The organism is Brevibacterium iodinum ATCC 49514 (genome assembly GCF_900169265.1).
Taxonomy (GTDB): domain Bacteria; phylum Actinomycetota; class Actinomycetes; order Actinomycetales; family Brevibacteriaceae; genus Brevibacterium; species Brevibacterium iodinum.
In genome coordinates, this window is record NZ_FXYX01000006.1 from 46,738 (window position 1) to 72,484 (window position 25,747).

General features: G+C 65.7%; 24 protein-coding genes and 1 pseudogene. 12 read left to right on the forward strand and 13 right to left on the reverse strand.

From position 1 onward, the window contains the following. The first annotated feature begins 87 nt into the window (after positions 1-87). The 4 genes from BI49514_RS06445 to BI49514_RS06460 all read left to right on the forward strand — a co-directional run bounded on the left by BI49514_RS06445 (position 88) and on the right by BI49514_RS06460 (position 4,270). Positions 88-1,878, forward strand: a complete 1,791-nt coding sequence (locus tag BI49514_RS06445) for a bifunctional 3'-5' exonuclease/DNA polymerase (protein WP_101545314.1) — start codon at positions 88-90, stop codon at positions 1,876-1,878. Positions 1,879-2,010: 132 nt separating this feature from the next. Then, positions 2,011-3,090, forward strand: a complete 1,080-nt coding sequence (locus BI49514_RS06450; protein WP_101545317.1) for an NAD(P)-dependent alcohol dehydrogenase — start codon at positions 2,011-2,013, stop codon at positions 3,088-3,090. Between the two features lie 158 nt (positions 3,091-3,248). After that, on the forward strand, positions 3,249-3,716 hold the full coding sequence (locus tag BI49514_RS06455; protein WP_244195287.1) for a VanZ family protein: 468 nt from the start codon (positions 3,249-3,251) through the stop codon (positions 3,714-3,716). Between the two features lie 80 nt (positions 3,717-3,796). Further along, on the forward strand, positions 3,797-4,270 hold the full coding sequence (locus tag BI49514_RS06460; protein ID WP_101545319.1) for a VanZ family protein: 474 nt from the start codon (positions 3,797-3,799) through the stop codon (positions 4,268-4,270). Positions 4,271-4,309: 39 nt separating this feature from the next. On the opposite strand, the gene BI49514_RS06465 is transcribed toward BI49514_RS06460, so the two are convergent. The 4 genes and pseudogenes from BI49514_RS06465 to BI49514_RS06475 form a co-directional block, all read right to left on the reverse strand. Continuing rightward, the gene (locus BI49514_RS06465; RefSeq protein WP_180954362.1) at positions 4,310-4,660 is read right to left on the reverse strand and encodes a MarR family transcriptional regulator; all 351 of its coding nucleotides are present in this window, start codon (positions 4,658-4,660) and stop codon (positions 4,310-4,312) included. Continuing rightward, positions 4,657-4,899 (reverse strand): annotated as a pseudogene (locus BI49514_RS16515) (DUF1905 domain-containing protein); the annotation flags it as partial. The gene BI49514_RS06465 and the pseudogene BI49514_RS16515, both read right to left, overlap by 4 nt. 66 nt (positions 4,900-4,965) lie before the next feature. Next, a complete protein-coding gene (locus BI49514_RS06470; RefSeq protein ID WP_101545321.1) occupies positions 4,966-5,937 on the reverse strand; it encodes a methyltransferase family protein in 972 nt (323 codons plus the stop codon). Continuing rightward, the gene (locus tag BI49514_RS06475) at positions 5,934-6,812 is read right to left on the reverse strand and encodes a PhzF family phenazine biosynthesis protein (protein WP_101545324.1); all 879 of its coding nucleotides are present in this window, start codon (positions 6,810-6,812) and stop codon (positions 5,934-5,936) included. Before BI49514_RS06475 ends, BI49514_RS06470 begins: the two co-directional genes overlap by 4 nt. A gap of 202 nt (positions 6,813-7,014) precedes the next feature. Between BI49514_RS06475 and BI49514_RS06480 the strand changes: the two genes are divergently transcribed. The 4 genes from BI49514_RS06480 (at position 7,015) to BI49514_RS06495 (ending at position 12,231) form a co-directional block, all read left to right on the forward strand. Beyond that, positions 7,015-8,121: a Gfo/Idh/MocA family protein gene (locus tag BI49514_RS06480; protein ID WP_244195289.1), complete on the forward strand. Its 1,107-nt coding sequence runs from the start codon at positions 7,015-7,017 to the stop codon at positions 8,119-8,121. 145 nt (positions 8,122-8,266) lie between these two features. Then, complete coding sequence (locus BI49514_RS06485) at positions 8,267-9,016, forward strand: M50 family metallopeptidase (RefSeq protein ID WP_101545326.1); 750 nt, start codon at positions 8,267-8,269, stop codon at positions 9,014-9,016. Between the two features lie 134 nt (positions 9,017-9,150). Continuing rightward, positions 9,151-9,828 (forward strand): HAD family hydrolase, encoded by a 678-nt coding sequence (locus tag BI49514_RS06490; RefSeq protein ID WP_101545328.1) that lies wholly within the window; start codon positions 9,151-9,153, stop codon positions 9,826-9,828. 204 nt (positions 9,829-10,032) lie between these two features. Further along, entirely contained in the window at positions 10,033-12,231 is a 2,199-nt protein-coding gene (locus BI49514_RS06495) for an HNH endonuclease signature motif containing protein (protein ID WP_101545330.1), read from the forward strand. A gap of 132 nt (positions 12,232-12,363) precedes the next feature. Here BI49514_RS06495 and BI49514_RS06500 read toward each other — a convergent pair whose 3' ends face one another. Then, positions 12,364-13,974, reverse strand: coding sequence for a nucleobase:cation symporter-2 family protein (locus tag BI49514_RS06500; protein ID WP_101545332.1), 1,611 nt, complete (start codon positions 13,972-13,974; stop codon positions 12,364-12,366). Positions 13,975-14,424: 450 nt separating this feature from the next. On the opposite strand from BI49514_RS06500, the gene BI49514_RS06505 reads away from it, so the two are divergent. Then, positions 14,425-16,005, forward strand: a complete 1,581-nt coding sequence (locus tag BI49514_RS06505; protein ID WP_101545334.1) for an 8-oxoguanine deaminase — start codon at positions 14,425-14,427, stop codon at positions 16,003-16,005. Between the two features lie 77 nt (positions 16,006-16,082). On the opposite strand, the gene BI49514_RS06510 is transcribed toward BI49514_RS06505, so the two are convergent. Next, positions 16,083-16,568, reverse strand: coding sequence for a hypothetical protein (locus BI49514_RS06510; protein WP_101545335.1), 486 nt, complete (start codon positions 16,566-16,568; stop codon positions 16,083-16,085). A 145-nt stretch (positions 16,569-16,713) separates the two neighbouring features. On the opposite strand from BI49514_RS06510, the gene BI49514_RS06515 reads away from it, so the two are divergent. The 3 genes from BI49514_RS06515 (at position 16,714) to BI49514_RS06525 (ending at position 19,658) form a co-directional block, all read left to right on the forward strand. Beyond that, the gene (locus BI49514_RS06515) at positions 16,714-17,166 is read left to right on the forward strand and encodes a DUF2871 domain-containing protein (protein ID WP_101545337.1); all 453 of its coding nucleotides are present in this window, start codon (positions 16,714-16,716) and stop codon (positions 17,164-17,166) included. A gap of 314 nt (positions 17,167-17,480) precedes the next feature. Beyond that, positions 17,481-17,777, forward strand: coding sequence for a type 1 glutamine amidotransferase family protein (locus tag BI49514_RS16875; protein ID WP_244195290.1), 297 nt, complete (start codon positions 17,481-17,483; stop codon positions 17,775-17,777). Positions 17,778-17,942: 165 nt separating this feature from the next. Further along, positions 17,943-19,658 (forward strand): alanine/glycine:cation symporter family protein, encoded by a 1,716-nt coding sequence (locus tag BI49514_RS06525; RefSeq protein WP_420808570.1) that lies wholly within the window; start codon positions 17,943-17,945, stop codon positions 19,656-19,658. 25 nt (positions 19,659-19,683) lie between these two features. Here the strand turns inward: BI49514_RS06525 and BI49514_RS06530 are convergent, their stop codons facing one another. The 7 genes from BI49514_RS06530 to BI49514_RS06560 all read right to left on the reverse strand — a co-directional run bounded on the left by BI49514_RS06530 (position 19,684) and on the right by BI49514_RS06560 (position 25,746). After that, positions 19,684-20,520 carry a hypothetical protein gene (locus BI49514_RS06530; RefSeq protein ID WP_101545339.1) on the reverse strand — a complete coding sequence of 279 codons (837 nt, stop codon included), beginning with the start codon at positions 20,518-20,520 and terminating at the stop codon, positions 19,684-19,686. After that, complete coding sequence (locus BI49514_RS16520; protein WP_180954358.1) at positions 20,517-21,065, reverse strand: DUF6114 domain-containing protein; 549 nt, start codon at positions 21,063-21,065, stop codon at positions 20,517-20,519. The genes BI49514_RS06530 and BI49514_RS16520 overlap by 4 nt, the downstream gene beginning before the upstream one ends. A 65-nt stretch (positions 21,066-21,130) precedes the next feature. Further along, positions 21,131-21,745, reverse strand: coding sequence for a DUF6230 family protein (locus tag BI49514_RS06540; RefSeq protein WP_101545340.1), 615 nt, complete (start codon positions 21,743-21,745; stop codon positions 21,131-21,133). A gap of 398 nt (positions 21,746-22,143) precedes the next feature. Next, a complete protein-coding gene (locus tag BI49514_RS06545) occupies positions 22,144-23,688 on the reverse strand; it encodes an AbgT family transporter (protein ID WP_101545448.1) in 1,545 nt (514 codons plus the stop codon). Between the two features lie 127 nt (positions 23,689-23,815). Beyond that, on the reverse strand, positions 23,816-24,637 hold the full coding sequence (locus tag BI49514_RS06550) for a creatininase family protein (protein ID WP_101545342.1): 822 nt from the start codon (positions 24,635-24,637) through the stop codon (positions 23,816-23,818). Further along, complete coding sequence (locus BI49514_RS06555; RefSeq protein WP_101545344.1) at positions 24,634-25,317, reverse strand: FadR/GntR family transcriptional regulator; 684 nt, start codon at positions 25,315-25,317, stop codon at positions 24,634-24,636. The genes BI49514_RS06550 and BI49514_RS06555 overlap by 4 nt, the downstream gene beginning before the upstream one ends. Before the next feature lie 108 nt (positions 25,318-25,425). Then, entirely contained in the window at positions 25,426-25,746 is a 321-nt protein-coding gene (locus BI49514_RS06560; protein WP_101545346.1) for an alpha/beta hydrolase family protein, read from the reverse strand. Between the last annotated feature and the right edge of the window lies 1 nt (position 25,747).

Here is a 25,747-nt window from a genome sequence, read left to right on the forward strand (position 1 = left end):
GGGTCAGGGTGCGGACAAGCGAGCTGTCGCGGGGCGGATGAGCGATCGGACGACCGTCCGCGGGCCCCCGCGGCGTAGGCTGGATCCATGACTTCCGCCCCCACTCAGCGGCCCGCCGCCTGCGTGCTCGGAACCGTGCCCGGAACCGGGTTCGAGGGGCAGCGTATCGGGATCGTCGAACTCGACAGCGCAGGTCAGGAGATCGATCGGATCGACCTCGCCGAGGCGGACCTGCCCGATTTCGTCCGTGACCGTGAGGACGGGGCCGGGGGAGATCCGAGCGAGCCGGGCGGGGCCCGCCCTCGCTGGGTCCTCAGCGATACCGCGAAATGGTGCCCGCCGCTGTTGGCCGCCCGGGCGAGTCTTGAGCGCTGCCACGATCTGCGCTTGGCTCATGCGATCCTCGCCCGCTCCGAACTCGTCACCGCACCGGAGGCGGTGCGCGCAGCCTCCGAATGGGACGCCGCGCCCGCCGACGCCGCCGCACCCGAACAGGCGGCCGCTCTCTTCGACGTCGATGCCGGGCGCGGATTCATCCCACAGGTTCCGCACGATCTCGAGCCGGCCCTGGCCGAACATGCCCGGCAGACCGCGGCGATCGAGACCGCGAGCGATCCGGGACGCCTGAGACTGCTGCTGGCCGCGGAATCGGCGGGAGGACTCGTCGCCGCAGAGATGCGTGCGGCAGGGGTGCCCTGGGACGAAGCCGAACACGATCGGATACTGACCGAACTGCTCGGTCCTCGGCCGATCCGGGACGGGAAGCCTCAGAAGATGCTGTCCAAGGCCGAGGAAGTCCGCGCGGCCCTTGAGGATCCGCGGGTCAACCTCGATTCGCCGAACCGGCTGCTCGCGTCGCTGCGCAATGCCGGCATCAATGTCGCCTCGACCTCGAAATGGGAGCTGCAGACGAGCGAACATCCGGCGATCGCGCCCCTACTCGAGTACAAGAAGATGGCGCGGCTGCTGAGTGCCAACGGGTGGCATTGGCTCGATGAATGGGTCGATGACGGCCGCTACCGTCCGGTCTATGTGCCTGGCGGAGTCGTCACCGGACGGTGGGCGGCCAGCGGGGGAGGGGCCCTGCAGATCCCGCGGCAGCTGCGTCCGGCCCTGCGTGCCGACGAGGGATGGCGGCTCGTCTCCGCCGATGTCGCCCAGCTCGAACCTCGTGCGCTCGCCGCCATGTCCGGAGACCGGGCGATGGCCGCGGCCGGATTCGGCCGCGATCTCTACTCCGGGCTCGTCGACGCCGGTGTCGTGGCCACCCGGCAGGAGGCGAAGATCGCGGTGCTCGGGGCGATGTACGGATCGACGACCGGGGAGGCCGGAGCCCTGGTGCCGCGTCTGCGGCAGAATTTCCCCGCCGCCATGCACCTCGTCGATTCCGCCGCCGAGGCGGGACGACAGGGAGGAGTCGTGTCCACCTGGCTGGGTCGGACCTCTCCGCCGCCCGGCGAAGGGTGGCAGAGACTGCAGAGGGCCGCGAACCGCTTCGATGCCACCGGTGCCGATGAGCAGCGGGCCCGGCGGGCCGCCGGTGACCAGGGACGATTCACCCGCAATTTCGTCGTTCAGGGCACAGCGGCCGAATGGGCGCTGGCCTGGCTGGCCGACCTGCGGCTGCGCCTGGCGCGGCTGCCGGAGGTCGAGGAGACATCAGAGGCGGCCGCCTCGGGGCCGGTGTTCTCTCGCCGTGCTCACCTGGTGTTCTTCCTTCACGATGAGGTCATCGTCCATGCCCCGACCGAGCAGGCCGAGGAGGCGGCGGAGGCGATCAGGGCGGCCGCCGCCTCGGCGGGTCGACTGCTGTTCGGAGCTGCCCCCGTCGATTTCCCCCTCGATCTGAGCATCGGTGAGCGCGCGATCAAGGACTGAGCCGTTCGATGGGGCCGAATGAGGGACTGAGCGGATTGTCGAAGAATAAGTCCATGTGCATGGAATAGACTGCGAGCCGCAAGCGCTGGACGATGTGGCCCAGCAACGGATACGCAAGTCCAAGGAGATCACATGAGCATCAGCGTCAAGGCACTGCAGAAGACGAGAGCGGATCAGCCGTTCCGCGTGGCCACGATCGAACGCCGGGATCCCCGACCCGATGACATCGTCATCGACATCAAGGCCGCAGGCATCTGCCACAGCGACATCCACACCATCCGCAACGAATGGGGCGAGGCGCACTTCCCGCTCACCGTCGGCCACGAGATCGCCGGCGTCGTCGAGGCAGTCGGTTCCGATGTCACTGATTGGAAGGTCGGCGACCGCGTGGGCGTGGGCTGCATGGTCAACTCGTGCGGCGAATGTGAGGAATGCCGGGCCGGTCAGGAGCAGAACTGCCTGAACGGCAGCGTCGGCACGTACAACGTCGAAGACGTCGACGGCACGATCACCCAGGGCGGATACGCGCAGAAGGTCGTCGTCAACGAACGCTTCGTCTGCCGGATCCCCGATGCGCTCGACTTCGACGTCGCCGCCCCGCTGCTGTGCGCGGGCATCACCACCTATGCACCGCTGAACCGCTGGGGTGCCGCTGAGTTGAAGAACGGTGCTCCCAAGCAGGTCGCCGTGCTCGGACTCGGCGGACTCGGCCACATGGGTGTCCAGATCGCCGCGGCCATGGGCGCGCAAGTCACCGTGCTCTCGCGCACGCTGAAGAAGGAAGCCGCGGCACTGGAACTCGGTGCGCAGCGGATGCTCGCCACCACCGACGAGAACTTCTTCTCCGACCACGCCGGCGAGTTCGACCTCATCCTCAACACCATCAGCGCCGACATCCCCGTCAACCGCTACCTGCGTCTGCTCAAGCCGCGCGGGGTCATGGCCGTCGTCGGGCTGCCGCCGGAGAAGCAGGAGTTCTCCTTCGGTGCCGTCATCGGCGGGGCCAAGGCGATCGCCGGTTCGAACATCGGCGGCATCGCCGAGACCCAGGAGATGCTCGACTTCTGCGCCGAACACGGCATCGCCGCGAAGATCGAGACGATCCCCGTCACCGAGGCGGACGCCGCCTACGACCGAGTCGTGGCCGGAGACGTGCAGTTCCGCGTCGTCATCGACACCGCGAGCTTCGATGACGTCGAGGCAGTCGCCTGATTCAGCTCGCCTGGATCCACCTCGTCTGAATCCCGGGCGTGAGACCGCAATGGTCGGGGTGATTCCCGCAATCGATGCGGGAATCCCTCGACCCTCGTGCCGCAGACGGGCACAATGAGACCGGGCCGAGCGACTGGAGGCCGAGGGACAGGGGAACGATGACCGGCACGAGGCGACAGCTGCGGACGGTGCCCCTGGCGCTGCTCATCCTCTACACGGTCTTCATCGGCCTCGTCACGCTCACACCCAACCAGATGGACACGGGCCCCGGGTCGTTCATCGCAGGACTGCTCGAGTTCCTCGCCTCCCACCGGGTGACCGCATGGATCAGCTTTGACATCCTCGAGAAGCTCGCGAATGTCGGAATGTTCATTCCCTTCGGCCTGCTTGTGGCCCTCCAGTGCGGCCGCAGCCGCTGGTGGGTCGGCTGGGTCGCAGGCATCGCGTTCACGTGCCTCATCGAGGGCACTCAGGCGACCCTGCTCTCACCCACGCGCTTCGCCACGATCAGCGATCTCGTCACGAACAGCCTCGGTGCCGGCATCGGAGCGGTGGCCGGACTCATCGTCATGAAGATCTGGCCACCGAGGATGGACAGAGTCCCCGTCGACCATGAGGTCCGGTGACAGATCGTGAGGTCCGGTGAGAGCCGGGTCATATCCGCATCTGAGGATGTGCCCAGGAATCGGTCGTAAGTTGGTCGGTGATGACCGATCGTGATCAGCGCACAGTCGGTGCGCCGCTGGCCCTTCTCGTCCTCTACACACTCTTCATCGCCGCCATCACGCTGACCCCGCAGCAGATGGGCACCGGCCCGGACACTCTCATCGGGCACGCACTCGACCTCCTCGCCGCTCACCGGGAAACCGCCTGGCTGACCTATGAACGGGTCGAGAAGCTCGGCAATGTGGTGATGTTCATTCCCTTCGGCTTCCTCGCGGCCCTGCACTTCGGACGGCGTCGCTGGTGGCTCGGATTCCTCTTCGGTGCGGGATTCAGCGCCGCCATCGAGATCTTCCAGGGCACCGTGCTCACTCAGTCCCGCTTCGCCACGCTCAGCGACCTCGTCACGAACACTCTCGGCGCCGGCATCGGCGCGCTCCTCGGCTTGTGCTGCCTGGTGGCATGGCCGAAGGGGTCGACGAGGCGGGAATCGGACAAGGAGCTCGCGCCGGTGTAGGTCCGATCAGGTCAGTCCGGGGCCCCGATCTCCCGGCCCTCAGCCGTCCTCGGCTTCTTCGAGGGCCGCGATGCACCGGCCGAGCGCCTCGGTGACCATCGTTCGAGTCTCATCGTCGAGCGGTGAGACCATGCGAGCGGAGACCGCCTCGACGCGGGAGACGGCCTGGTCGAGCACTTCAACGCCCGCCGAGGTGAGGCGTGTGGGCAGGATGCGACCGGATTCGGCCGTGGCCGGCCTCGTGATCAGCCCCCGTTCCTGGAGTCCGCGCAACAGCGTATTCATCGTCTGCCGGGTGACGAAGGCGCCGCGCGCGAGCTCGGAATTCGACGCGCCCGGCCTCCGGCGCAGCTGCTCGAGGCAGTTGTACTCACGACGCAGGGTGATCAGCCGAGCGAGTCGACGATCTTCCTGATCCGGCGGTCGCGGGTCTCACCGCCGGCGACGCCGATCTTCTCCCGGTGTTCCTTGGCGAGCGGGAGCAGGTACTTCCCACCCATCACCGCGGTCGTGGAGGGATACGAATAGCCTTCGATCGTCACGATGACCGGGACCCGCTTGCCGACGCCGAAGCCGAGCACGATGTCCTCGGGAACCTCGATGCCGACGTTGTTGCCGAGTTCCAGGAGTTCAGTGGTGAACGTGACCTTGCGGCCTCCTCGGTGAGTGGTTGGCCTAGACCGAGCGTAGGCCGATCAGTCCTCGTCGACAAGGTCGGGCGACGATTCGGCGGTCGAGAAGGTCGGCCACCAGCAGCGCACCCGCTCGGCGTAGTCGCGGTATTCGTCGCCGAAGCGCTCGATCAGGTCGGTCTCCTCGTGGGGGCGGATGAGCCAGTTCCACAGCAGGAAGCCGATGAGCGCGTACACGATGACGAGCCACGAGCCGATGAGCAGACCCATCGCCATGCCTTGGACGACGCCGGAGATGGCCATCGGATTGCGGACGAAGGCGTAGGGGCCGCGGACGACGAGGTGGTGGGCCGTCTGCGAGGGCAGCGGGGTGCCGGAGCCGAAGTTCGCGATCGCTCGGGCCGACCACACGCCGATGACGCTGGAGACGGCGAGCAGGGCGAAGCCGACGACGACCAGGAGGATCGGGAATTTGTAGGCGAGGTTCCAGCGGTCTTCGAAGGCTTTGATGATGACCGGGATGATGATGAGGAACACGCCCCAGAACACGACGATCTGGATGGTGGTCCGCACCAGCAGGCGGGACCGGATGCGGGTATGCGAACTGTGGAACGCGAAGGGCCCGATGAGGAGCTTCTCGGACGGGATGCGGCCGACGATCATGAGCACACCGGCAAGGAGGCTGCCGAGTGCGGCGAGGATCATGAGGACGGCGCCGAGTCCCGCCTCGGTGGTGGCGGTGGCGTAGATGACCATGCCCAGCGCCACGAGCACGGTCCACCCGGTGGCGATCCACACCGCCCAGCGGAAGTTCAGCGCGGCCAAGGCAGAACCGATGACGAACAGCGGAATGTCGACGATCGCGATGAGCAGCGGGTCGATGCTGCCGAGAGTCGCGTCCGCCACCCCCGGAATCATCGCGGTGCCCAGCCACCATGCCGCTCCGGCGAGGGCCTGGAGGGCGAAGTACATGCGGCCGTGGAAGATGCGCAGTCGCTTCTTCGGTTTGTTCACTTCGGTGAGATGTCGATTCATGTGTGCACCGTCCCGCGGATGCAGACGGACGTGGCGCCGCCCACCCAGATCTCGTCGTCCTCGGCCGTGATGGAGACGACTCCGGAACGGCCGAGCGCGGTTCCCTGGGTCGCAGTATAGCTGGTCGGGGCCAGGTTCTCACCGATGAGCCATTGGGCGACGGAGGCGTTGAGGCTGCCCGTCACCGGGTCCTCGGCGACTCCGACTCCCGGCACGAAGGCGCGGATCTCGTACTCGTGGTCTGCCCCGTCCGGGTGAGCGCCGAGGACCCCGAGCTTGGCATCGGGGATCGCCGAGAAGTCGGGGGTGAGTGCGAGCACCTGGTCGGCGCTGGACAGTCTCACGGCCGCCCAGCCGGGGCCGTTGTCGGCCCACTGGTGCCCGAGGATCTCGGCACGATCGACGCCGAGGGCGGCCGCGATCTGGTCGAGGTAGGCGTCGTCGAGCGGTCCCGAGCGCAGGCGATCGGGGGCGGCGAAGGCGAGGGTTTCGGAGGATCCGTCGGTCGGGTCGGTCGGGCCGCCTCGGCGAGGGGATCTGCGGATGTCGACGAGACCGGCACCGCACTCCTGGACGATGCGGTCCGCGTGCTTCGGGGCGCCGCCGGCGTCGAGCCAGGCCGCGGCCGAACCGAGCGTGGGGTGGCCGGCGAAGGGCAGTTCTCGATGCGGGGTGAAGATGCGCAGACGGTAGTCGGCTGCGGGGTCGTCGGGCGGGAGAATGAAGGTGGTTTCGGACAGGTTAGTCCAGTTCGCGATGCGGGCCATCTGCTCCTCATCGAGGTCATCGGCGTCGACGATGACCGCGACGGGGTTGCCGTGGAAGGGCACGGCAGAGAAGACATCGACCTGGGCGAATCGGCGGTGCTGTGACAATGACACTCCTTCGCGAGTTGCGGACCACGCTGCGAGCGGGGGATTGCGCGGGCGCTTCTCACAGTGTAGAGGCCCAGGCCGGAGCGTCGGTGGATTGGCCCCCGGTGGCGCGGGGGTGTCAGTGGCGGAGGGCGGCGGTTCGGTCGACTCGGTGCGGATGGATGCGGTCGACTCGGTGCGACCGGTGATTGCATAATGAGGCATGCACTCAGGTGACACTGCGCGGGGACGAGGTCCTCGCATCGGAATGCTCGGCGGCGGGTTCATGGGCCGCGTCCACAGTCGAGCCGCACGGTCGGCCGGAGCCGTGCTCGACTCGGTCGCATCGTCGCGGCCGGAGAGATCGGCACAAGCGGCGGCGAATCTCGGCTTCGAGAATTCGACTGCGCCCGACGAACTGCTCGGCAGCACCTTCGACGCAATCCACATCTGCACTCCCAATGACGTCCACGCCGCGCAGTCCCTGCAAGCGCTGGACGTGGGATCGAACATCATCTGCGAGAAGCCCTTGGCCACTGATTCGACGGCCGCGCGTGCCGTGTTGGCCCGCGCCGACGAAGCTGGTCTGCTTGGGACCGTTCCATTCGTCTACCGCTACCACCCGATGGTGCGTGAAGCCCGCGCCCGATTCCGCGAGGGCCAGGCCGGGACTCTGCTGACCGTCGACGCCGGATACCTCCAGGACTGGCTGCTCGGCTCCGGCGACGAGAACTGGCGGGTCGACACCGAGCGCGGCGGCCCCTCGCGGGCCTTCGCCGATATCGGCTCCCACCTCGTCGACCTCATCGAGTTCATCGTCGACGACCGGATATCGTCCCTGGTGGCGACCACAAGAACGGTTCATCCTCGCCGAGGCGGCACCGCGGTGAGCACGGAGGACACCGTGGCCGTGACGATCGAGTTCTCCGGCGGCGCCATCGGTTCGCTGCTGGTGTCCCAGCTGGCTCCCGGACGCAAGAACGGACTGACCGTGGAGATCGCCGGCACCGAGGCGAGCATGCGCTTCGAGCAGGAGCAGCCCGAGCAGCTGTGGTTCGGCAAGCGCGCCGACAGCCGCCTCCTCGTCCGCGATCCCGACTCCCTGTCCGCCGATGCCGCGCGTCTGTGTATGGTCCCGGCCGGCCATCCGCAGGGATACCAGGATGCGTTCAATGGCTTCGTCGCCGATTCCTATGCCTACTTCGGCGGCGAGCGACCGGAGGGGCTGCCGACTCTGCGAGACGGGGTGCGAGCCGTGCTCGTGACGGAGGCCGTGCTGCGGTCGGTACACGAACGTTCTTGGGTCGATGTCGATTCGCTTGCCGTCTAGGCACCGTGACCTCCGGCACCATGGGCACCCGGACTGCCCGAACCATGGGCACCGTGACCTCCCGAGTCGTCGGAGCCCCGACCTTCCGAATCGCTGAGGAGGTCCTGAGGGTCCCGCTCAGGAGCGGTTCGTACACTGGGCCGCTATGGACTTCAAGCAGGCAACGGCGACGTGGTGGGATGCCATCACCTCGGGCTTCGGGCGGCAGGACGGGCTCGAGCTCGACGTCCTCGGGCTCGTGCTCGTCATCGGAGTGCCCCTGGTCGTGACCCTGGCTCCGGGGATCTGGAGGTTCTTCGGACTGTTCGTGACCTTCATCCACGAGCTCGGCCACGCATTCGCCGCCCTGATGACGGGGCGCGTGGTCAAAGGGATCTCGCTGAACTTCGATCATTCGGGGCAGATGAACTCCTTCGGCCGAGTCGGCTTCTCAGCCACATGGGCGGGTTTCTGGGGATATCCGGCACCGGGCGTGCTCGGACTCGTCCTGGCCACCTCGGCGGTCTTCGGTTGGGCCCCCTTGGCACTGTCAGTGGGCGCGCTGATCCTGTTGGTCGCGCTCATCTTCATCCGGAACTTCGCGGGCGCGGTCATCGCCGTGATCACGGCGATCGCGGCGCAGCTCGTCGTCGTCTTCCTGCCGCTGGAGTGGATCTCGGTCTTCGTCGCCGCGCTCGGCACGGCGCTGACGATCGGGTCGCTCAAGGACCTCATCAAGGTCATCCGCGTCCATACGCGCCGGCGCCACGTGCAGCAGTCCGATGCCTATATCCTCGCGCAGGGCTCGGCCTTGCCCGCCGGTGCCTGGCTGACGCTGTTTGCGCTGGTCATCATCGGCTGCGCGCTCGCCACCGCACGGGTGCTGTATACGGCGGTGTCGGTCGGCGCGGTGTGAATGCGGCGGGTTTCGGGCGGGGCGGGCTTGCTGAGGGCCGTGCCAGCGACCCGACGGGCCGTGCCAGCTGTGGGACGCGCCGGCGACTCGGCTGGCCGTGATTCCGCGTCAGTGCCTGGTGGCAGAATCGGAGTATGGCCCCACTTCCGAAATTCTCCGCCGTCCTCTTCGACTGTGACGGAGTCCTCGTCGACTCCGAAAGCATCACGAACGGCGTGCTCCACCAGATGCTGCAGGAGCTCGGCTGGCAGCTGAGCGCCGAGGAATCCATTGCGCGATTCGTCGGCAAGATGCTCCGCGATGAGGCTGATGTCATCGAGGATCACACCGGATTCCGCATCGACGAGGAGTGGATGCAGGAGTTCCGACGGCGGCGCAATGCTCAGCTCGAGGCCTCCCTCCAAGCGATTCCTGGGGTCGTCGATGCCGTTGACCGCATCGCCGAGATCTACCCGGGCAGGATCGCCTGCGCTTCGGGAGCGGATCGTCCGAAGATCGAGCTGCAGCTGCGCAAGATCGGCCTGTTCGATGCTTTCGAGGGTCGGATCTTCTCCGGCATGGAGCAGCCGAACTCAAAGCCTGCACCCGACGTCTATTTGGCAGCAGCCGAATCCTTACAGGTCGACCCCGCCGAGTCGGCCGTGATCGAAGATTCCCCCACCGGCGTGATCGCCGGTGCTGCGGCCGGATCCCATGTGCTCGGGTTCTGTCCGGATTCTCCGGTTCATCAGAGCGCGGAAACGCTGTTGGCTGCAGGTGCGGCCGAGACTTTCAGCGCGATGGATCAGCTGCCTGGCCTGCTGACTGAGTAGGTGCCTGGTCCGCCGATTGAGCAGATGACTGAACTGCTGAGTGTCTGCACCTCGGCCGGAACAAAATTGCGCCATCAAAATACATCAAACAGCATTAAAACTTATGGAGATCCTCTTTGTAATCGAATTGTGACATTCATTTATTCTCCTCGGGAGTAAAATTGAGTCAAGGCATTCACATCGACGTGAAAGGCGGCGAGACCGATGAAGGATCCTCAGGATCCGGGCAACAGCGGTCTCGAGCGTGCCTCGAATGAATCAGTCTCCGGTTCACCCGCGACATCGGCGGACTCCTCTTCTTCGCCGCAGGTTCTTCTGGTCGGCCCCGACTCACCCCGCCGTCTCGACGTCGACCCCGATTCGCCGATGGCCGTGGTCGTCAGTCTGACTCATCTGAGCACGGGAGTTCGGCTCGCCGAATTCCAGGCCGTCGCGGGTCTGTTTCTGACCGAAGTCATTGAGAAGCTCCGATACGCCGAGGGCGACAAGATCTACTATCACGCAACGTTCACCGAAACGGCTGGCCGCTTCATCACGGCTCGTGACGGACTGCTGCCTGAAAAGGACGACTTCGTGGACCCGTGGACATCCACCGGCTTCGTTCTCGATGACCGCGAACTCGTCGGTTCTGATGACGCTGATTCTTCCACCGGCGCTGCCACCGACGACGGCGCAACCGAGGAGAGCATCGTCGAGCAACCACTGGCGAAGGCGGCAGCCCCGCTTCCGAATTTCCCCAAGTTCGGATTGCACAAATCCTTCAACAGCTGGGTCCACGATCTCGCCACACGCGAGGAGATCGCTGAATTGACCACGGTCCTCGGCTCGTCGAGCGACGGTGCCTACAACGAGATCACGAACGCCGTCACACTGGCGTTCGGCCTGCCGAAGTTCCTGCAGCGCTGCCTGGCCGGTGAGTTCACGATCGAACACGTGCTTGCCGCGACCCGTGTCATCAAAGACGTCGCCTTCGAGTATCTGCCCCGTCTCGATGCCTACCTGGGCGACCGTCGTGCCGATATCACTCTGGAGACCTTCAAGAAGTCGCTGAACCTCAAGATCGCGGCGATCGTGCCAGTCGACGACCGGGCCGAGCTGGCCAAGAAGCGTCGCAGGGTCGACATCATGAACTACCCCGACGGCACCGCCTCGGTGACCCTGTCCGGACCCGCCGTGGAACTCAACGCCTTCTACCTGCGCATCGAGGCCTTCGCCCGAGCGATCCGCAACGGCAACATCTCGGCATTTACCGAAGAGAGCACCGCCGGCCTCGAGGTCGCCGACCAGGACAGCATCGCCGCCCTCATGTTCGACATCGCCACTCGGGCGACCCCGCAGATGAGCATCGCCGTAACGACGCACGACACCCGGACTGGTGAGACCACCACCAACGAGATCGCTCTCGAAGCCGCCGACGGCTCGGACTCCTCGGCCGCCGACGAATCGGACCCTACGGCTCCGATCACGGCAGCCGCGGTCGATCGTGCAGTGCAGGAGGCGCAGGCTGAAGCGGAAGCGGCCGCCAGCACCGGAGTCGACGTGAAGACCACCATCAAGCTCGTCATGCCCACCCACGGACAGTGGGTGCGGGAGCAGGCGAAGATGATGGTGACGGTTCCGTATCTCACCGCGGTGGGAAAGTCGGAGCTGCCGGGAACGTTCTCCGACGGCACCCCGGTGCCGCCCGACGCGGCACGGGATCTCGCCGGTGAGCGCCCCACGTGGCACCGGATCCTCACCGATCCCGCCACCGGGACACCAATCGATGCCCGGTCACGCAGCTACCACATCCCGGCAGAAGTGCGCGCGCCCTTGGTCGGCAAATGGCAGTCCTGCACTGCTCCGGGGTGCACCCGCCGAGCGGAGACCTCGGAAGTCGATCACATCATCCCCTTCGACCATGCCGATCCGGCCCGAGGCGGTCAGACGACCTTCGAGAACCTCCATCCGCTGTGCAAAACCGACCACCAGGCGAAGACCGACCGCAGGTTCGCGGTCCGAATGACCGAGGACGGGGCGGTGGAGTACTCCTTCACGCGCGGAGTCGTCGCAACAATGTATCCACCGGACAACCCGATCAATGCCGAGCATGCTCGACAGGTGGAGAACTACGCCCAACTGCCGAATCTGCTCGACCGGCAGAATCCCGTCGACGCGGAGCTGCTTCGCGACGTCGGAAATCTGGGTCCGGCCGGACGATTCGACAATACGGATGCATTTCGCCCTCCCGAACCAGCGGGCCATACCGCAACAGGGGGCTCCGAACCAGCAGCCTCCGAGCCAGGCTCCAATGAACGAGGGGACGGGTGTGTCCCTACGGCTGGCGCCAAGCCCGTATCGAGCGTCGGCCGGGAACCCCCGTGGAACGACTATTGGGACTCCGGAGATCCGCCCCCGTTCTGATAACCCGCCCGTTCTGACGACCAGCCCGAACCGACAGCGGGCCCGAAATCGCAAGAGGCCCCGGACCCGCGCCTTCGCGGACGGCGGCCGGGGCCAGTTCGGTGTATCCGGGTCCAGCTGGCGTATCTGGCCTCAGTTACCGTCCTCGGCGATGAGGCGGCGGACGTCTTCCTGGGTGCGAACCTCACCCTTCTGGGCGGCGTCGACGACTTTCTCGTGCTGCTCCTCGGTGACGACCGGAACCTCTTCTCCGTTGCAATCGACGATCTTGCCGTCCTTGACGGTATCGCCTTCATAGAGGATGGCTTCGTTGTCGATGAGTCGCTGCAGCTCTTCCTTGCGGATGACTCGTCCGCTGCCGGCCACGAAGACCGACCGATCAGAACGGTCCTTCGACTTCACACCGATGTGATTGAAGACGAGGTTGAGCAGCACGGCCATGAGAGTGGCCGACGAGATGCCTGAATGGAGGATGATGCCGACCCAATCCGGGAAGGCGTTGTAGAAGTCGGGCTCGACGACCGGGATAATGCCGAAGGCCAGCGAGACCGCCACGATGATCATATTGAGGTTGCCCTCGTACTCGACTTTCGACAGCGTGCGGATGCCCGACGCGGCGACCGTGCCGAACAGCACGATGCCCGCGCCGCCGAGAACCGGAGTCGGAACCGCGGCAACGACCCCGCCCATCACCGGAAGCAGACCGAGAACGACGAGGATCGCACCACCGGCAGTGACGACGAAGCGCGACTTCACGCCGGTGATCGCCACCAGGCCGACGTTCTGCGCAAATGCCGACTGGGTGAAGGAGTTGAAGATCGGTGAGACCGCCGACGACAGCATGTCAGCGCGCAGGCCCGATGCGATGCGCTTGGAATCGACCTTCGTATCGACGATCTCTCCGACGGCGATGATGTCCGCCGTGGTCTCGGCGAAGGTGACGATGACGACGATGAACATCGAGATGATCGCCGCGGCCGAGAAAGTCGGCATACCGAAGGCGAACGGCTCGGGGAACGCGAAGACACCGCGATCGAGCACATGGGAGAAATCGGCCCAACCGAAGATGAGGCAGCCGATGGTGCCGATGAGGATGGCCAGCAGAATCGACAGGCGCGAGATCACCGCGACGGGAATCCGGCTGAGGATGAGCACGATGGCCAAGGTGACCACGGCGATGAGGATATTGCGCATGCTGCCGTAATCGGCGGCCTCGGCGGCCCCGCCCATGGCCCAGCCTGCGGCCACGGGCATGAGAGAGAGTCCGATCGTGGTGATGACCGTGCCGGTCACCACCGGAGGGAAGAACTTCACGATGAGCGCGAAGGCCGGGGCGACGATCAGGCCGATCACCGAGGCGACCAGAACCGATCCGAAGACCGCAGGCAGACCCTGGCCGCCGGCCAGAATGGACGTCATCGTCGCGACGCCGGCGAACGAGACACCCTGCACCAGCGGCAGCTGCGAGCCGAAGAACGGCACTCCGACTGACTGCAGGATCGTGGCCAAACCGCCCATGAACAGACAGGAGGCGATGAGGAGGCTGATGCCGTTGTCGTCGAGACCGGCGGCATTGCCGATGATGAGGGGAACGGCGATGATTCCGCCGTACATGGTGAGCACGTGCTGCAGACCGTAGGCGAAGGAACTGCCGACAGGAAGCCGTTGGTCCTCCGGGCGGTCCGACTTGCTCGCGACCGCGGACTTGCGGTCGTTGCTGGGTGACTGATGGGATACCGACATCTATCTCTCCATTGAGTGCGTCCTCGGGCGAAGACCTCACTGTGACTGACCGACCTCAGTGGCCGGTGTAGCGTGCGAGCGGGCTTCAGATCGACCGAGGGATCGGTTGCATAATTCCGTTATGCGAACGGATACTTCCTGATCGCAAAACTCTAAAGGAATACCATTTGCGCCGCAAGCCATTTTAGTGACCCGCGGCACATGTTAGAGTCCACGGCAGTCGTGTACTCGTCCCTCAACAATCTACTGATCGTTCGCTCAGTTCGATGGTTTTGCATCATCGTACCGTCTCGCCGACCAGGGGGCACAGTCGGGGATCCCGGATGGGATACCGACCGGCGGAGCAGCAGACGCCGGAAAACCTGAGCTGGTGGCGTCAGCCCCAGTTCTGTCGCCACTGACCAATAGTGCGCGCTCGACGCGCACGGTTCAAGAGTGAAAGGCGACGCGATGATCGACATCAACGAAACCGGCACACCGTCAGCAGGGAGCTTCTCGACACTGGGAAGCTTTGCGGCAACAGCAAGCTCACTGACTACGGGAGACCGTGCATCGAGGAACTCCCAACTGCCGGAGAACTCCCGGTTGCTGGGGAACTGCCTGGCTTCCGGGAACCCTTCGACAGCGCGACTGTGGCTGCGCGATCCGCTGGCCGTCCACCTCGGTGCCGGTGTCGATCCGAATCGGGCGGCGCGAGGAATCGTCATCGACCCGGCCACGGGAACTATCGTGGAACTCGTTCCCGCTGGGGGCGAACCCACCTCATCCGGGGCCGGCGGAACCGCCGGTGACACGGCTGCCCTCGAGGTCATCGACGCCTCAGCGCATGTCATCACTCCCGGGCTGATCAATACGCATCATCACTTCTACCAGACGCTGACCCGTGCATGGGCGCCCGTCGCCGACCTGCCGCTGTTCGGGTGGCTGCAGAACCTCTACCCGGCCTGGGCCAGGCTGACTCCGCGCGCGCTCGAACTCGCCACGACCGTGGCTATGGCCGAGCTCCTCGAATCCGGATGCACGACTGCCGCCGACCACCACTACCTGTTCCCCACCGGCATGGACGAGGCCATCGACATCCAGGTCGACGTCGTCCGGAGGCTCGGCATGCGCGCCATGCTCACCCGCGGGTCGATGTCCCTGGGCGAGGACGACGGCGGACTTCCCCCTCAGCAGACCGTGCAGGATTCGGAAGTCATCCTCGACGATTCCCGTCGCCTCGTCGAGACCTACCATCAGCGAGGACCCGGCGCTCAGATCCAGATCGGCTTCGCCCCGTGCTCCCCGTTCTCCGTGACCACCGAGCTCATGCGGGAGTCCGCCGCGCTCGCCGCGGAACTCGATGTCCGTCTCCACACCCACCTGGCCGAAACCATCGACGAAGAGGACTTCTGCCGCGAGACCTTCGGCTTGCGCACCGTCGATTACCTCGAGTCCGTCGGCTGGCTGGGGGAGCGGACCTGGTTGGCGCACGGTGTGCACTTCGACGATTCGGAGATCGGCCGCCTCGGCGCCGCCGGGGCCTCCGTCGCACACTGCCCGACCTCGAACATGCGGCTGGCCTCGGGCATCGCCCGCGCTGTCGAACTCGAGGACGTCGGGGTCAACGTCGGCCTCGGAGTCGACGGATCCGCGTCGAACGACGCCTCGAACCTCATCCGTGAGGTCCGGCAGGCCCTCTACATCCAACGATTGCGCTACGGCGCCGAGGCGGTCACCTGCGACCGCGTCCTCGACTGGGCGACCAAGGGATCGGCGGCGGCACTCGGCCGCGACGATCTCGGCACCATCGAGGTCGGCAAACAGGCCGATCTCGCGATGTTCCGCCTCGACGGTCTGGCCTTCTCCGGATCGCACGACCCGATCCCCGCGCTCGTCCTCTGCGGTGCGGAGAAGGCCGACCGGGTGATGGTCGGCGGTCGGTGGCGGGTCGTCGATGGCCACGCCATTCGCGCGGACGGACACGAAATCGACAAGGAAGCGCTCATCGCTGCGCATCAGGAGGAGGCGCGCCGCCTCGTTGCGGGATGAGGTCTGGGGCGGCGGTCGCCTCGGCGATCCTGAATCGGGGCCGGTCGGGCCTTGGGCACGGATAGGCAGCCAGCCGCTCAGTCCTCGGGCTTGCGGAACACCTCGCGCAGGTGGTCGCCGGTGAGGAAGTCGCCGACGCCGATCATGACCAGGCTGAACACGATCTGCTCGGTGATCATCCAGACCGGGTAGAGGCCGGGGATCGCGGCCATGACGAGGGTGATGACGGGGAAGATCTGCGTGAACAGGCGCAGCCGCTGGTATCCCCAGTAGAAGCCCTTCGTTGCGCGCCAGAAGAAGTAGAAGAGGGTCACGGTCATGCCGAGGACGACGATCGTGCGCATCCACACGGCGAACGGCACCGGTTCGCCGGCCCTGGCGATGAGCACGGCGTAGACCACGGCTCCGAAGCCGAGCACGAGCTCGAACACGAGCAGCCAGGTGATCCACGTGAAGGCGCGTTTCGTCTTCGGGTGCTCGAGTCCTTCTGTGGGCACGATGATGCCGGCCTTCTTGCCGCCGGCGAGGCGGTCGATCTTCGCGAGCATGTTCTCCATGGCCATGCCACCAGGCTAGCGGGATCGACGGCTCTGGAGCCGAGTTTCCGGGCCTCAGATGCCTGTGTGATGGAACATCAATCGAAAGTTGGGGATGCAGTTCAATCCTGTGGGTCAGGAAACCGCGCCCGCGAGCTGATGAAGTGGAAGCATGAAGAAGATATTCAACGCAGCTTTCACGTACATGATCATCGGCGTCCTCTCGGGGCTGTTCTACCGCGAGTTCACCAAGGCCAACGACTTCCCCTCCGGTGAGTTCACACAGCTCGGCCTCGTCCACACCCACCTGCTCACGCTCGGCTTCATCGTCCTCCTCATCGTCCTCGCCCTCGACAAGGTGTTCGGACTCTCCGGCACGAAGCTGTTCTCGTGGTTCTTCTGGCTCTACAACGTCGGCGTGATCCTCACTGCGTCGATGATGGTCTGGCACGGCTCCCTCACCGTCCTCGGCGAGGAGTCGAACGCCATGATCGCCGGAATCGCCGGCCTCGGCCACATCGCCCTGTCGGTCAGCCTCGTCCTGTTCTTCCTCGCCCTGCGCAAGAAGGTCGTCGCAGATAAGGCTGAGACCGGTGCCGCCGAGGCGACTTCGCTGTCGCGCTGATCGGCGCGGTTGCCGAGACCGGCCAGCTGGAATAGGGGCCGCGCTGCCTCGGGAATTCCGACTGGTGGGTGACAATGGTGGCACGAGCAGTGATTCCTCGCGCCGAGTGCGCATCCTCGCCATCGAGCACGAACGCGGCACCGGACCCCAGCGGTTCGGCGAGTGGCTGGGCGAAGCCGGCGCCGAGGTGGTGGTGACCCGCCCGTACCTCGGCGAGGCCATCCCGGAGCTCGGTTCGTTCGACGCCCTCATCGTCCTCGGCGGGGACATCCGACCAGGTCTTCGGGTCGCTGGCCGGTCGGAGCCTGCCGTCCGTGCTCTTCCATCAGGAGGAGATGGCGCTGCCGCCCGGAGCCGAACTCCTGATCACCGGTTCCGACGCCCCGGTCCAGGCGTTCCGCCTCGGCGAATTCGCGTGGGGCACTCAGCTCCACCCGGAAACCGATGCCGCGCAGATCGCGCGCTGGCTGGACGGCAACGACCTGGCCCTGCCGGCCGGCAAGACCGAGAACTCGATCATCGCCGAGGTCGAGGTGGACGATTCCGCTCTCGTCGACAATGGGAGGCGATTGGCTCGTGCCTTCGTGGAATTCCTGGACGGCCGGCGTTAGGCGAGGCGCTGATCCTCCCCGTCGGGGGACTGGTTTGTGAGAATGCTGTGAAAAGGGACCTTTATCTGAGCGACAACTGAAAAGCAGTTCGGCAATTGCTACGTTGATGACGGGTGCCGGTCCGGACCGACCCTCCGGACGAAACGCAATCTCGCGCCCGCAGATATGACCTTCACAACTGAACATCTCGCCGAGACCGCCCTCGAGTCCGACCTCGCCGCCGCCGGAGTCGACGAGGCCATCGAATCCTTCCTCGGACCCGCGGCACAGACCTTCAGCAGTATCGTCTTCTTCGAGCTGCAGATCGGCTCGCTCGGGATCCCGCTCATCGTCGTGTGGCTCATGGCCGCCGCTGTCTTCCTCACCTTCTACCTCCGATTCCAGCCGATCACCGGACTCCGCTACTCCGTCGGCATCATCCGCGGCCGCTTCACGCGCAAGACCGACCCCGGGCAGGTCTCGAGCTTCCAGGCGCTCGCCACCGAACTCTCGGGCACCGTCGGGCTGGGCAATATCGCGGGCGTGGCCGTGGCGATCACCATCGGCGGCCCCGGCGCCGCCCTGTGGATCATCATCTTCGGCTTCTTCGCCATGACCGTGAAGATGGCCGAGGCGACCCTCGGAGTGAAATACCGACAGATCAACGACGACGGCAGCGTCTCCGGCGGGCCCATGTACTACCTGCGCGCGGGACTGGCCGAGATCGGTCGGCCCAAGCTCGGGAAGTTCCTCGCCGGGTTCTACGCCCTCACCGCCGTGCTCGGTGTCATCGGCGCCGGCAACCTGTTCCAGGCGAATCAGGCGGCCGCGATCATCGTTCAGGCCACAGGCAGCGAGTCGAGCTTCTTCGCCGACAAACTCTGGCTCATCGGCGCGATCATCGCGGCCTTCACCGCACTGGTCATCCTCGGCGGGATCAAGAAGATCGGACAGTGGACCTCGAAGCTGACTCCCCTCATGGCGATCCTCTACTTCGTCTCGATCATCGTCATCCTCGTCCTCAACGCGGGGCAGATCCCTCACGCCTTCGCCCTCATGTTCAGCGGAGCCTTCAGCCCCAGCGGCGTCGCCGGAGGTGCCGTGGGCGTGGCGATCGTCGGCATCCAGCGAGCGCTGTTCTCCAACGCGGCCGGCATCGGATCGGCCGGTATGGCCCATGCCGCCTCGAAGACGACGAAGCCTGCCACGGAAGGATTCGTGGCGATGTGGGAGCCCCTCATCGACTCCGTCATCATCTGCACCCTGACCTCGTTGGCGATCATCACCACCGGTCTCTACTCCGAGAGCACCGAGGACGGCATCGGCCTGACTGCGCAGGCGTTCGCCACGGTGTCGGGCTGGTTCCCGATCCTGCTCACCATCGCCGTGGTGCTCTTCGCCTTCTCGACGATCCTCGCCTACGGATACTACGGCCAGCAGGCGCTGGGGTACCTGACGAAGAACTCGAAGGTCGCTGACAAGGCCTACCAGGTGTTCTGGATCCTCGCCGTCATCGTCGGCGCCTCGATGTCGCTGGATTCGGTCATCGCCTTCTCCGATGCGATCTTCTTCCTCATGGCATTCCCGAATCTGCTCGGCATCTACTTCCTGGCCCGCATCCTCCGCCTCGAGATCCTGCGGCTGCGCGCGAAGATCGATGTCGGCGTGATGCAGGAGATCGGCCCGTCGAACTCCAGGTCGGAATGGGCGACCATGAGCCCACCCCGGAGCAGATCAAGGCCGCCGAGGCTGGGCGCAAACGCAAACGCGACAAGCTGCGCGAAGTCCGCGATACCCTGCGTCGGAAGAAGCGGGCACGCGAGAAGGCCGCGGACTGAGTCCGCGGCCTTCGGGCCCTTCCGCCTCGGTGAGGGTTTCCGCCGAGATAGCAGTTCCGCCTAGGCGGGCTCACCGTCTCATCGCACGATCAGTCTTCGACTTCCTTGAGCTTCTGATCGGTGTTCGTGTAGGTGATCGAATCGGCGGTGGATCCGACGAGCCCCATCGTCACGCGCAGCAGTCCGGGCTCGACGTCGTCCATGGGCGGAGGGGTCTCCGGCCCGATGGTCAGCGACTTTCCGTCCTTCGTCGTGGCGGTGATCGAACCGATGTAGGTAGTGACATCGCCACTGAGCGTCATCGTGTCGGCCTTCGTCACCAGCCCTTCGTGCTCCTCGGGGGGCCGAACCGTGAGTGAGAAGCCGGTGATCTTGATCTCATCGGCTCGGATCTTCAGCACAACGATGCTGCCGCCGTCGGCGGTGGGCACCGAGACGAAGGAGATGCTCTTCAGCCCTTTGAACGAAAGGCCCTCTGAGCCCATTGCGGCCGGAGTCTTCGTGAAGATCGGCGCGTTCTCATCCATCTGTGCGTCGGACGGGAACTCGCCGTTGCCCTCTTCCTCCGAATCCTCGTCCTCGGTCGGATCATCGCTGGGCTCATCGAGCCCCAGACCGCCCGGATCGGTGGGTTCTTCGGAAGGTTCTTCCGTCGGCTCCTCGCTCGGTTCGTCCGTGGGCCCCGGTGCGGGCTCCGTGGGATCCGAGGTCGGTGGATCGCTTGGTTTCAGCGGCATTCCGGGCGAGACGTCGCCCGCAGGTGCGCGGTCGTCGGATTTGGTGGAATCTTCGTCATCGCATGTGCCCACGAGTGAGCACAGCGGTGACGACTGGGCGGCTGCCACCGATCCCGCCCCGAGAGTCGTCGGGAGGATCAGGACAGCCGCCGCCAGGATCGAGGCCGTGCGGCGGCTGGGTACCCTCATGCAGTCTCCCCCTCAGCGGCTTCGGACTCCTTCGGTCCGCGCGGTCCCATCCACGCGACCACGAGGATCGCTCCGATGGTGGACAGCAGCATTCCGATGATGAACCCGCCGAGGTTCACTCCGATGAGTGAATAGACTGCGAGGACGAGGCAGATGATCCCGTAGAACAGATGGTGCGTCGGTCGGAAGATCGACAGCAGAGCGAGGACGACGATGGCGATCGGGACGACAGTCGCCTGGAGTCCCTCGATGCCGAACTGGATCTGCATGTTGCCGAGGTCGAGCTGTCCGGAGAAGAACAGTTCGATTCCTCCGAGGACTGCCAGCACGCCCCCGATGAAGGGACGCTGCCGACGCCAGTGTCTGAAGCCCCGGCGTTTCTCGGCGACTTCGGTCATCTCGGCCCCCTCGCTGCTGTCAGCGTCCCTCGCCTCCGGCGTGGGGACGGCGAATTCTGCCGTCTCGACGCCGGCTTCGGAATGGTCGCTCCGCTCATCGGCACGTCGACTCCGCCGGGACAGCGCAAGCAGGCTCGTCTTCTGCACGGTGTCCTCCTGTTCGGCGGCCCCCCGTTCATCGGTTGGTTGCCCGTTGGCTGCTGAGTCCCTCATCAGCCGCACGTCTCAGATCCGTCGGTGAGCTTCAGCGACATGTCCTTGAGGGTGAAGACCGAAGCCGTGGTCGACCAGGAGTCCTGCTTGAGGTCCTTGATGTTGATGGTGTCGGCGTCCTGGGAGAAGTCGCCCTTGCTTCCCTTGGCCTTCGTGTTGACATCGGAGGCGTCGACGCCGATGCGGATGTTCTTGAACTCCGCATCGCCCTCGAGTCCGGTCATGCCGATCTGCAGGTCCTTCGCCGAGGCGGGGGTGCCCTTGCCGCCGGCCTTGATGAGGACGCCGACCTTGCCCAGAGGCGTCTCCTGGACGGCCGACTGGCAGAGGTTCTCCAGCGTCGCGTCCTTGATGTTCGCGGTGACGACGGCGTGCTCGCCGCCCTCGGCGTCCTTCGCGACACCGCTGTACTGGGAGAAGCCGGTTCCCTCGAGCTGCGACGAGGTGATCTTGAACTGAGTGCCGGAGACGGCGAACGAGACCGGGACAGCGCCTTGTGCCACTCCGCCCATGAGCATGGCCGAGACGACGCCGGTGGGAATCGCGACCATGGCGATGCGGCCGGCGTGAGATGAGACGAGCCTGCGGATGAGGCTGGGGTTGCGGAACTTCATTGATCCTCCTTGACCACCGACAGCACGGTCGGCATCAGCGTGTGATGTAAGTTACTACGGGGTGTTACCGGACAGTATCGCGGGTGAAGTTTCACCGTCAACGTCTTTTGTGGGCGGCGCGTTCCCGGGGCAGCGTCCAGGCGGTCGTGCGGGCCGGTCAAAGGCGGCCCGGTCTGCACCTGAGGCTCATCATTCGTGCAGGTCAGGTTGCGTGCTCGGAACGGTCTTCCGTGTGAGCTCAATCACCCCAAGCGCCCCGGCAGATCTGTCTCAGGCGGCGGAATCCTCGTGGGAGGCGTGCGTGAACAAAACTTTCAAAACTCTTCGGCGAGAGCCGCATGCAGGGCGATGATCCGCGGAGTCCGGGCGCTTGCGCGCCGGATCGCCGGCGGATGCGGTCAGCGCACCGGGGCGTCGGGGCCGAGCGGAATGCCCAGACCCCACCACAGGAAGAAGAGCAGGCTCCAGCTGATCGTCATGCACACGGCCAAGGGCAGGGTGTGCGAGGCGAGCGTGCCGATGCCGGCACTCTTCTGATACTTCTGCATGAAGCCGAGCGCGAGGATGAAGTACGGGCTCATCGGGGTGATCGCCGTCGAACCCGAGTCGGCGATGCGGAAGATCGCCTGCGAGGTCTCCGGCGGCACTTCGAGGAGCATGAGCAGCGGCACGATGACCGGGGCCATGATCGCCCACATCGCCGAGCCGGAGGTGATGAGCACGTTGACGACGGAGAGCACGAGCAGGACGAGGATGAACACCACCCACGTCGGCAGACCGAGACCGGTGAAGAGTTCGGACACGGAGACCGAGACGAGCATGCCGATGTTCGTCCACTCGAAGTACTCGAGGAACTGGGCGATGGCGAAGAAGAGGACGAGGACCCCGGAGATCGAGGCGAGCCCCTGACCCATGAGCTTCGGGACGTCCGACCAGGTCTCGATCGTGCCCTCGCGGAAGCCGTAGACGATGCCGCCGATGCCGAAGAGCATGGCGATGAGGAAGGCGATTCCGGTGAGGAACGGCGACTCGCCGAAGGGCCCGTCGCCGCGCAGGGGCGCGCCCTCCGGCACGACGAGGACGACGATGGCGATGACCGCAGCGATGACGGCGAACATGGCCAGGCGCAGGGCCCTGCGCTCCTTGTCGGTGATGACGAGGTCTTCGTGTTCGGCATCCTCGTCGGCTTCGAGGTTGTCGCGCTTCATGAGAACGAGCTCGGTGACGATCGTGATGACGATGGCCAGGAGGATGGAGCTGGCGATGTTGAAGTACCAGTTGCCGATCGGGGTGACGATGTAGTCGGGGTCGATGATGTTCGCTGCGGCGGTCGTGATGCCCGCGAAGATCGCATCGTTGGGCGTCGGGACCGGGCTCGCATCGTAGCCGGAGGCAATCGAGGTGTAGGCGACGATGACGCCGAGAACGGGGGAGCGGCCCACGGCCTTGAACACCATTCCGCCGAGCGGCACGAGGATGACATAGGCCGCCGCCGAGGCGACGTGGGAGACCGTGCCCATGAACGCGACCGTGAAGACGATGAGCCCGGCCGGGACGCGGGCGATCGAGACCTTCATCGCTGTCGACAGCAGACCGGTGCGTTCGGCCAGGGCCACGCCCATGATGACGACCATGATCGTGATGAGCGGGGGGAAGGTCTCGTAAGCGTCGAGTGCGGTGCTCACGGCCATGGCGATGCCGCTGCCGCTGAGCAGATTCTTCACCGGGGTCCATTCCCCGGTGCCGGGATCCTCGACTCCCGCGCCGGCGAGGGAGAGGACGAGGCTGAGTACGGCGAGGATTGCCGCGAGGATCCAGAACAGCCAGAAGGGGTTCGGCAGCTTGTTGCCGACGACTTCGATGACGTTGAGGGCGCGGATGACCAGCGGCAGCTTCTCCTGCTGGTCGGTCTGCGAGGTAACGGTGGTCTGGGTCGGTTTCATCATGAGCTCCTGAGAGTTCAGGCGGGATTTTCGGGCAGGGTCCACCAAGGCACGGTGATTCCGGCGCTGGAATCGGGTGATCTGTGGTGGGGCGTCGGCCGGGCGGCCGGTCAGTGAGAAGCGGGTGTCACAGTCTCTGCAGCTCCTGACAGTAGGCGACGAGTCGATCGATGACCTCGCCGAGGATGTCCTCCCCGGCCGCGGCCGTGGCGGTCCGAGGATCGCCGAGGACGCCGTTGTCGGAGTAGCGGTCGAACGTCACCGCTGTTGACGGTGATTTCGTTCGCGAGAGCCGGGCGCGCGGGTCGAGATCGTCGAGCCGGGTGGCGCCGGGGTTGAGGTGGCCTGAGTCGACGAGGGATTCGTCGATGGCGAGCATCTGTGAGGTCTCGGACTCTCCGCAGTGGCCGCTGACCTCGGTGCGCGGCAGCTGGGCGGTCGCCTCGGTGGCCAAGGCGGAGACCGGAGCATAGGCGAAGACGAAGTCCGGATGGGTGGCGAGCAGGGACTGCTGGATCACGCCGAGCGCGGCGAGGTTGCCGCCGTGGCCGGTGATGACGAGGAGTCTGTCGAATCCGGCATCGGCGAGCTGACGCACGATCGATGAGACGAGGTCGATGAACAGCCGCGGGCCGATGTTGATCGTGCCGGGCAGGAAGCGGTGGTGCGGGGAGACGCCGTAGTCGATGCCCGGCAGGACGAAGGCGCTGGCCGCCCGAACCTGATCGCCGTTGGCGCTGTCGCGGAGCCGGTCGACGACGGCGCGGGCGACGTGGGCGGCGCGGATGTTGTCGGTGCCCAGAGGCAGTCCGTCACCGTGCTGTTCACAGGCGCCGACGGGAAGGACGAGCAGGCTGTTTCGGTCCTTCGCGAGTTCGACCTCGAGAGAGGTGAGTTCGGTGTAGTCGCGGATATGCGGGCGGATCTCGGAGATCGTCGGGCGGCTCATCGCTGGGGTCCTTCGTCGTCGGTCCAGTCGGCGAGGACGGCGGCCTTGATCGCCTCGAGGTGCTTGCGGGTGCGGTGGGAGGCTTCGAAGCCGTCACCGCGGCGGATCGCATCGAGGATGTCCGCGTGTTCGTCGTGGTCGCGCAGTCGGTCGTAGCTCGTGCGCGCCGCCTGCTGGGTTCGCGAATGGATGGCCAACAGGGACACGAGCATCTCGTGCAGAGCGCGGTTGCCCGACGCGCGAGCGAGTTCGACGTGGAAGTGACCGGCCGGGACCGCGGTCTCGACCTGGAGGGCATTGTCGAGCGCGGATTCCATGGAGGCCACGGCGTCGGGTGCATGAACGGCCGCGGCGAGCTCGGCGATGCCGGGCTCGATTGCGATGCGGGCGTCGAGGAGTTCGATGGCCGCCGCGAGGTCGACGGGCACATAGTGCGGGTTGTCGAGGATGCGGCGGTTGATCGCTTCGCGGACGTAGGTACCCGAACCGTGCTTGAGCTCGACCGAACCCGTGGCCTCGAGCCGGCGCAGGGCCTCCCGGACGGTGGGCACGGTGACCTCGAAGCGTGCGGCAAGGACCTTCGCCGAGGGCAGGGTCTGCCCGGGCTGCAGGTTCTCGGAGCGGATGGTGTCGACGATTTCGCGAGTGAGGCGTTCGACGAGTCCGACGGTGGACGTCATGGTGCTCTCCTTCAAGTGTTTAAGTCATCTAATCACTTTGAGTGATGTGTGTCAACGGTCACTCTTGGGGCGGATCCAGTTGGTCACTTCTGGGCAGGACCTGGGTGGTCACTTCTGGGCGGGCCCCTGCGTTGCTCCCGGGTGGCTGCGGAAGAAGTCCCAGACGGTGTTCGTGGCCGAGAAGTCCTTCGTGACGTATCCGCCGCCGCTGTAAACGACCTCACCGGGCCAGACGTGGCCGCCGTCGGCGACGGTGTAGAGCTCGACGGAGGCGTCGCATCGCGTCCACTGGGTGCGCACAACGCCTTCGCCCTTGCGTCCGACCTGGCGTTCTTTCGTTCTCGCGCAGCCTGAGGCCTCCGCCCACGGCTGGATCCACTGGCGGACTCCCGGGTAGTCCTCGCCCTGGCGGTGGCCGCCCTTCCTCATC

Coding starts and splice junctions, on each gene's coding strand:
- BI49514_RS06445 (WP_101545314.1), top strand. CDS start 88: ATGACTTCCGCCCCCACTCAGCGGCCCGCCGCCTGCGTGCTCGGAACC.
- BI49514_RS06450 (WP_101545317.1), top strand. CDS start 2,011: ATGAGCATCAGCGTCAAGGCACTGCAGAAGACGAGAGCGGATCAGCCG.
- BI49514_RS06455 (WP_244195287.1), top strand. CDS start 3,249: ATGACCGGCACGAGGCGACAGCTGCGGACGGTGCCCCTGGCGCTGCTC.
- BI49514_RS06460 (WP_101545319.1), top strand. CDS start 3,797: ATGACCGATCGTGATCAGCGCACAGTCGGTGCGCCGCTGGCCCTTCTC.
- BI49514_RS06470 (WP_101545321.1), bottom strand. CDS start 5,937: ATGAATCGACATCTCACCGAAGTGAACAAACCGAAGAAGCGACTGCGC.
- BI49514_RS06480 (WP_244195289.1), top strand. CDS start 7,015: ATGCACTCAGGTGACACTGCGCGGGGACGAGGTCCTCGCATCGGAATG.
- BI49514_RS06485 (WP_101545326.1), top strand. CDS start 8,267: ATGGACTTCAAGCAGGCAACGGCGACGTGGTGGGATGCCATCACCTCG.
- BI49514_RS06490 (WP_101545328.1), top strand. CDS start 9,151: ATGGCCCCACTTCCGAAATTCTCCGCCGTCCTCTTCGACTGTGACGGA.
- BI49514_RS06495 (WP_101545330.1), top strand. CDS start 10,033: ATGAAGGATCCTCAGGATCCGGGCAACAGCGGTCTCGAGCGTGCCTCG.
- BI49514_RS06500 (WP_101545332.1), bottom strand. CDS start 13,974: ATGTCGGTATCCCATCAGTCACCCAGCAACGACCGCAAGTCCGCGGTC.
- BI49514_RS06505 (WP_101545334.1), top strand. CDS start 14,425: ATGATCGACATCAACGAAACCGGCACACCGTCAGCAGGGAGCTTCTCG.
- BI49514_RS06510 (WP_101545335.1), bottom strand. CDS start 16,568: ATGGCCATGGAGAACATGCTCGCGAAGATCGACCGCCTCGCCGGCGGC.
- BI49514_RS06515 (WP_101545337.1), top strand. CDS start 16,714: ATGAAGAAGATATTCAACGCAGCTTTCACGTACATGATCATCGGCGTC.
- BI49514_RS06525 (WP_420808570.1), top strand. CDS start 17,943: ATGACCTTCACAACTGAACATCTCGCCGAGACCGCCCTCGAGTCCGAC.
- BI49514_RS06530 (WP_101545339.1), bottom strand. CDS start 20,520: ATGAGGGTACCCAGCCGCCGCACGGCCTCGATCCTGGCGGCGGCTGTC.
- BI49514_RS06540 (WP_101545340.1), bottom strand. CDS start 21,745: ATGAAGTTCCGCAACCCCAGCCTCATCCGCAGGCTCGTCTCATCTCAC.
- BI49514_RS06545 (WP_101545448.1), bottom strand. CDS start 23,688: ATGAAACCGACCCAGACCACCGTTACCTCGCAGACCGACCAGCAGGAG.
- BI49514_RS06550 (WP_101545342.1), bottom strand. CDS start 24,637: ATGAGCCGCCCGACGATCTCCGAGATCCGCCCGCATATCCGCGACTAC.
- BI49514_RS06555 (WP_101545344.1), bottom strand. CDS start 25,317: ATGACGTCCACCGTCGGACTCGTCGAACGCCTCACTCGCGAAATCGTC.
- BI49514_RS06560 (WP_101545346.1), bottom strand. CDS start 25,746: ATGAGGAAGGGCGGCCACCGCCAGGGCGAGGACTACCCGGGAGTCCGC.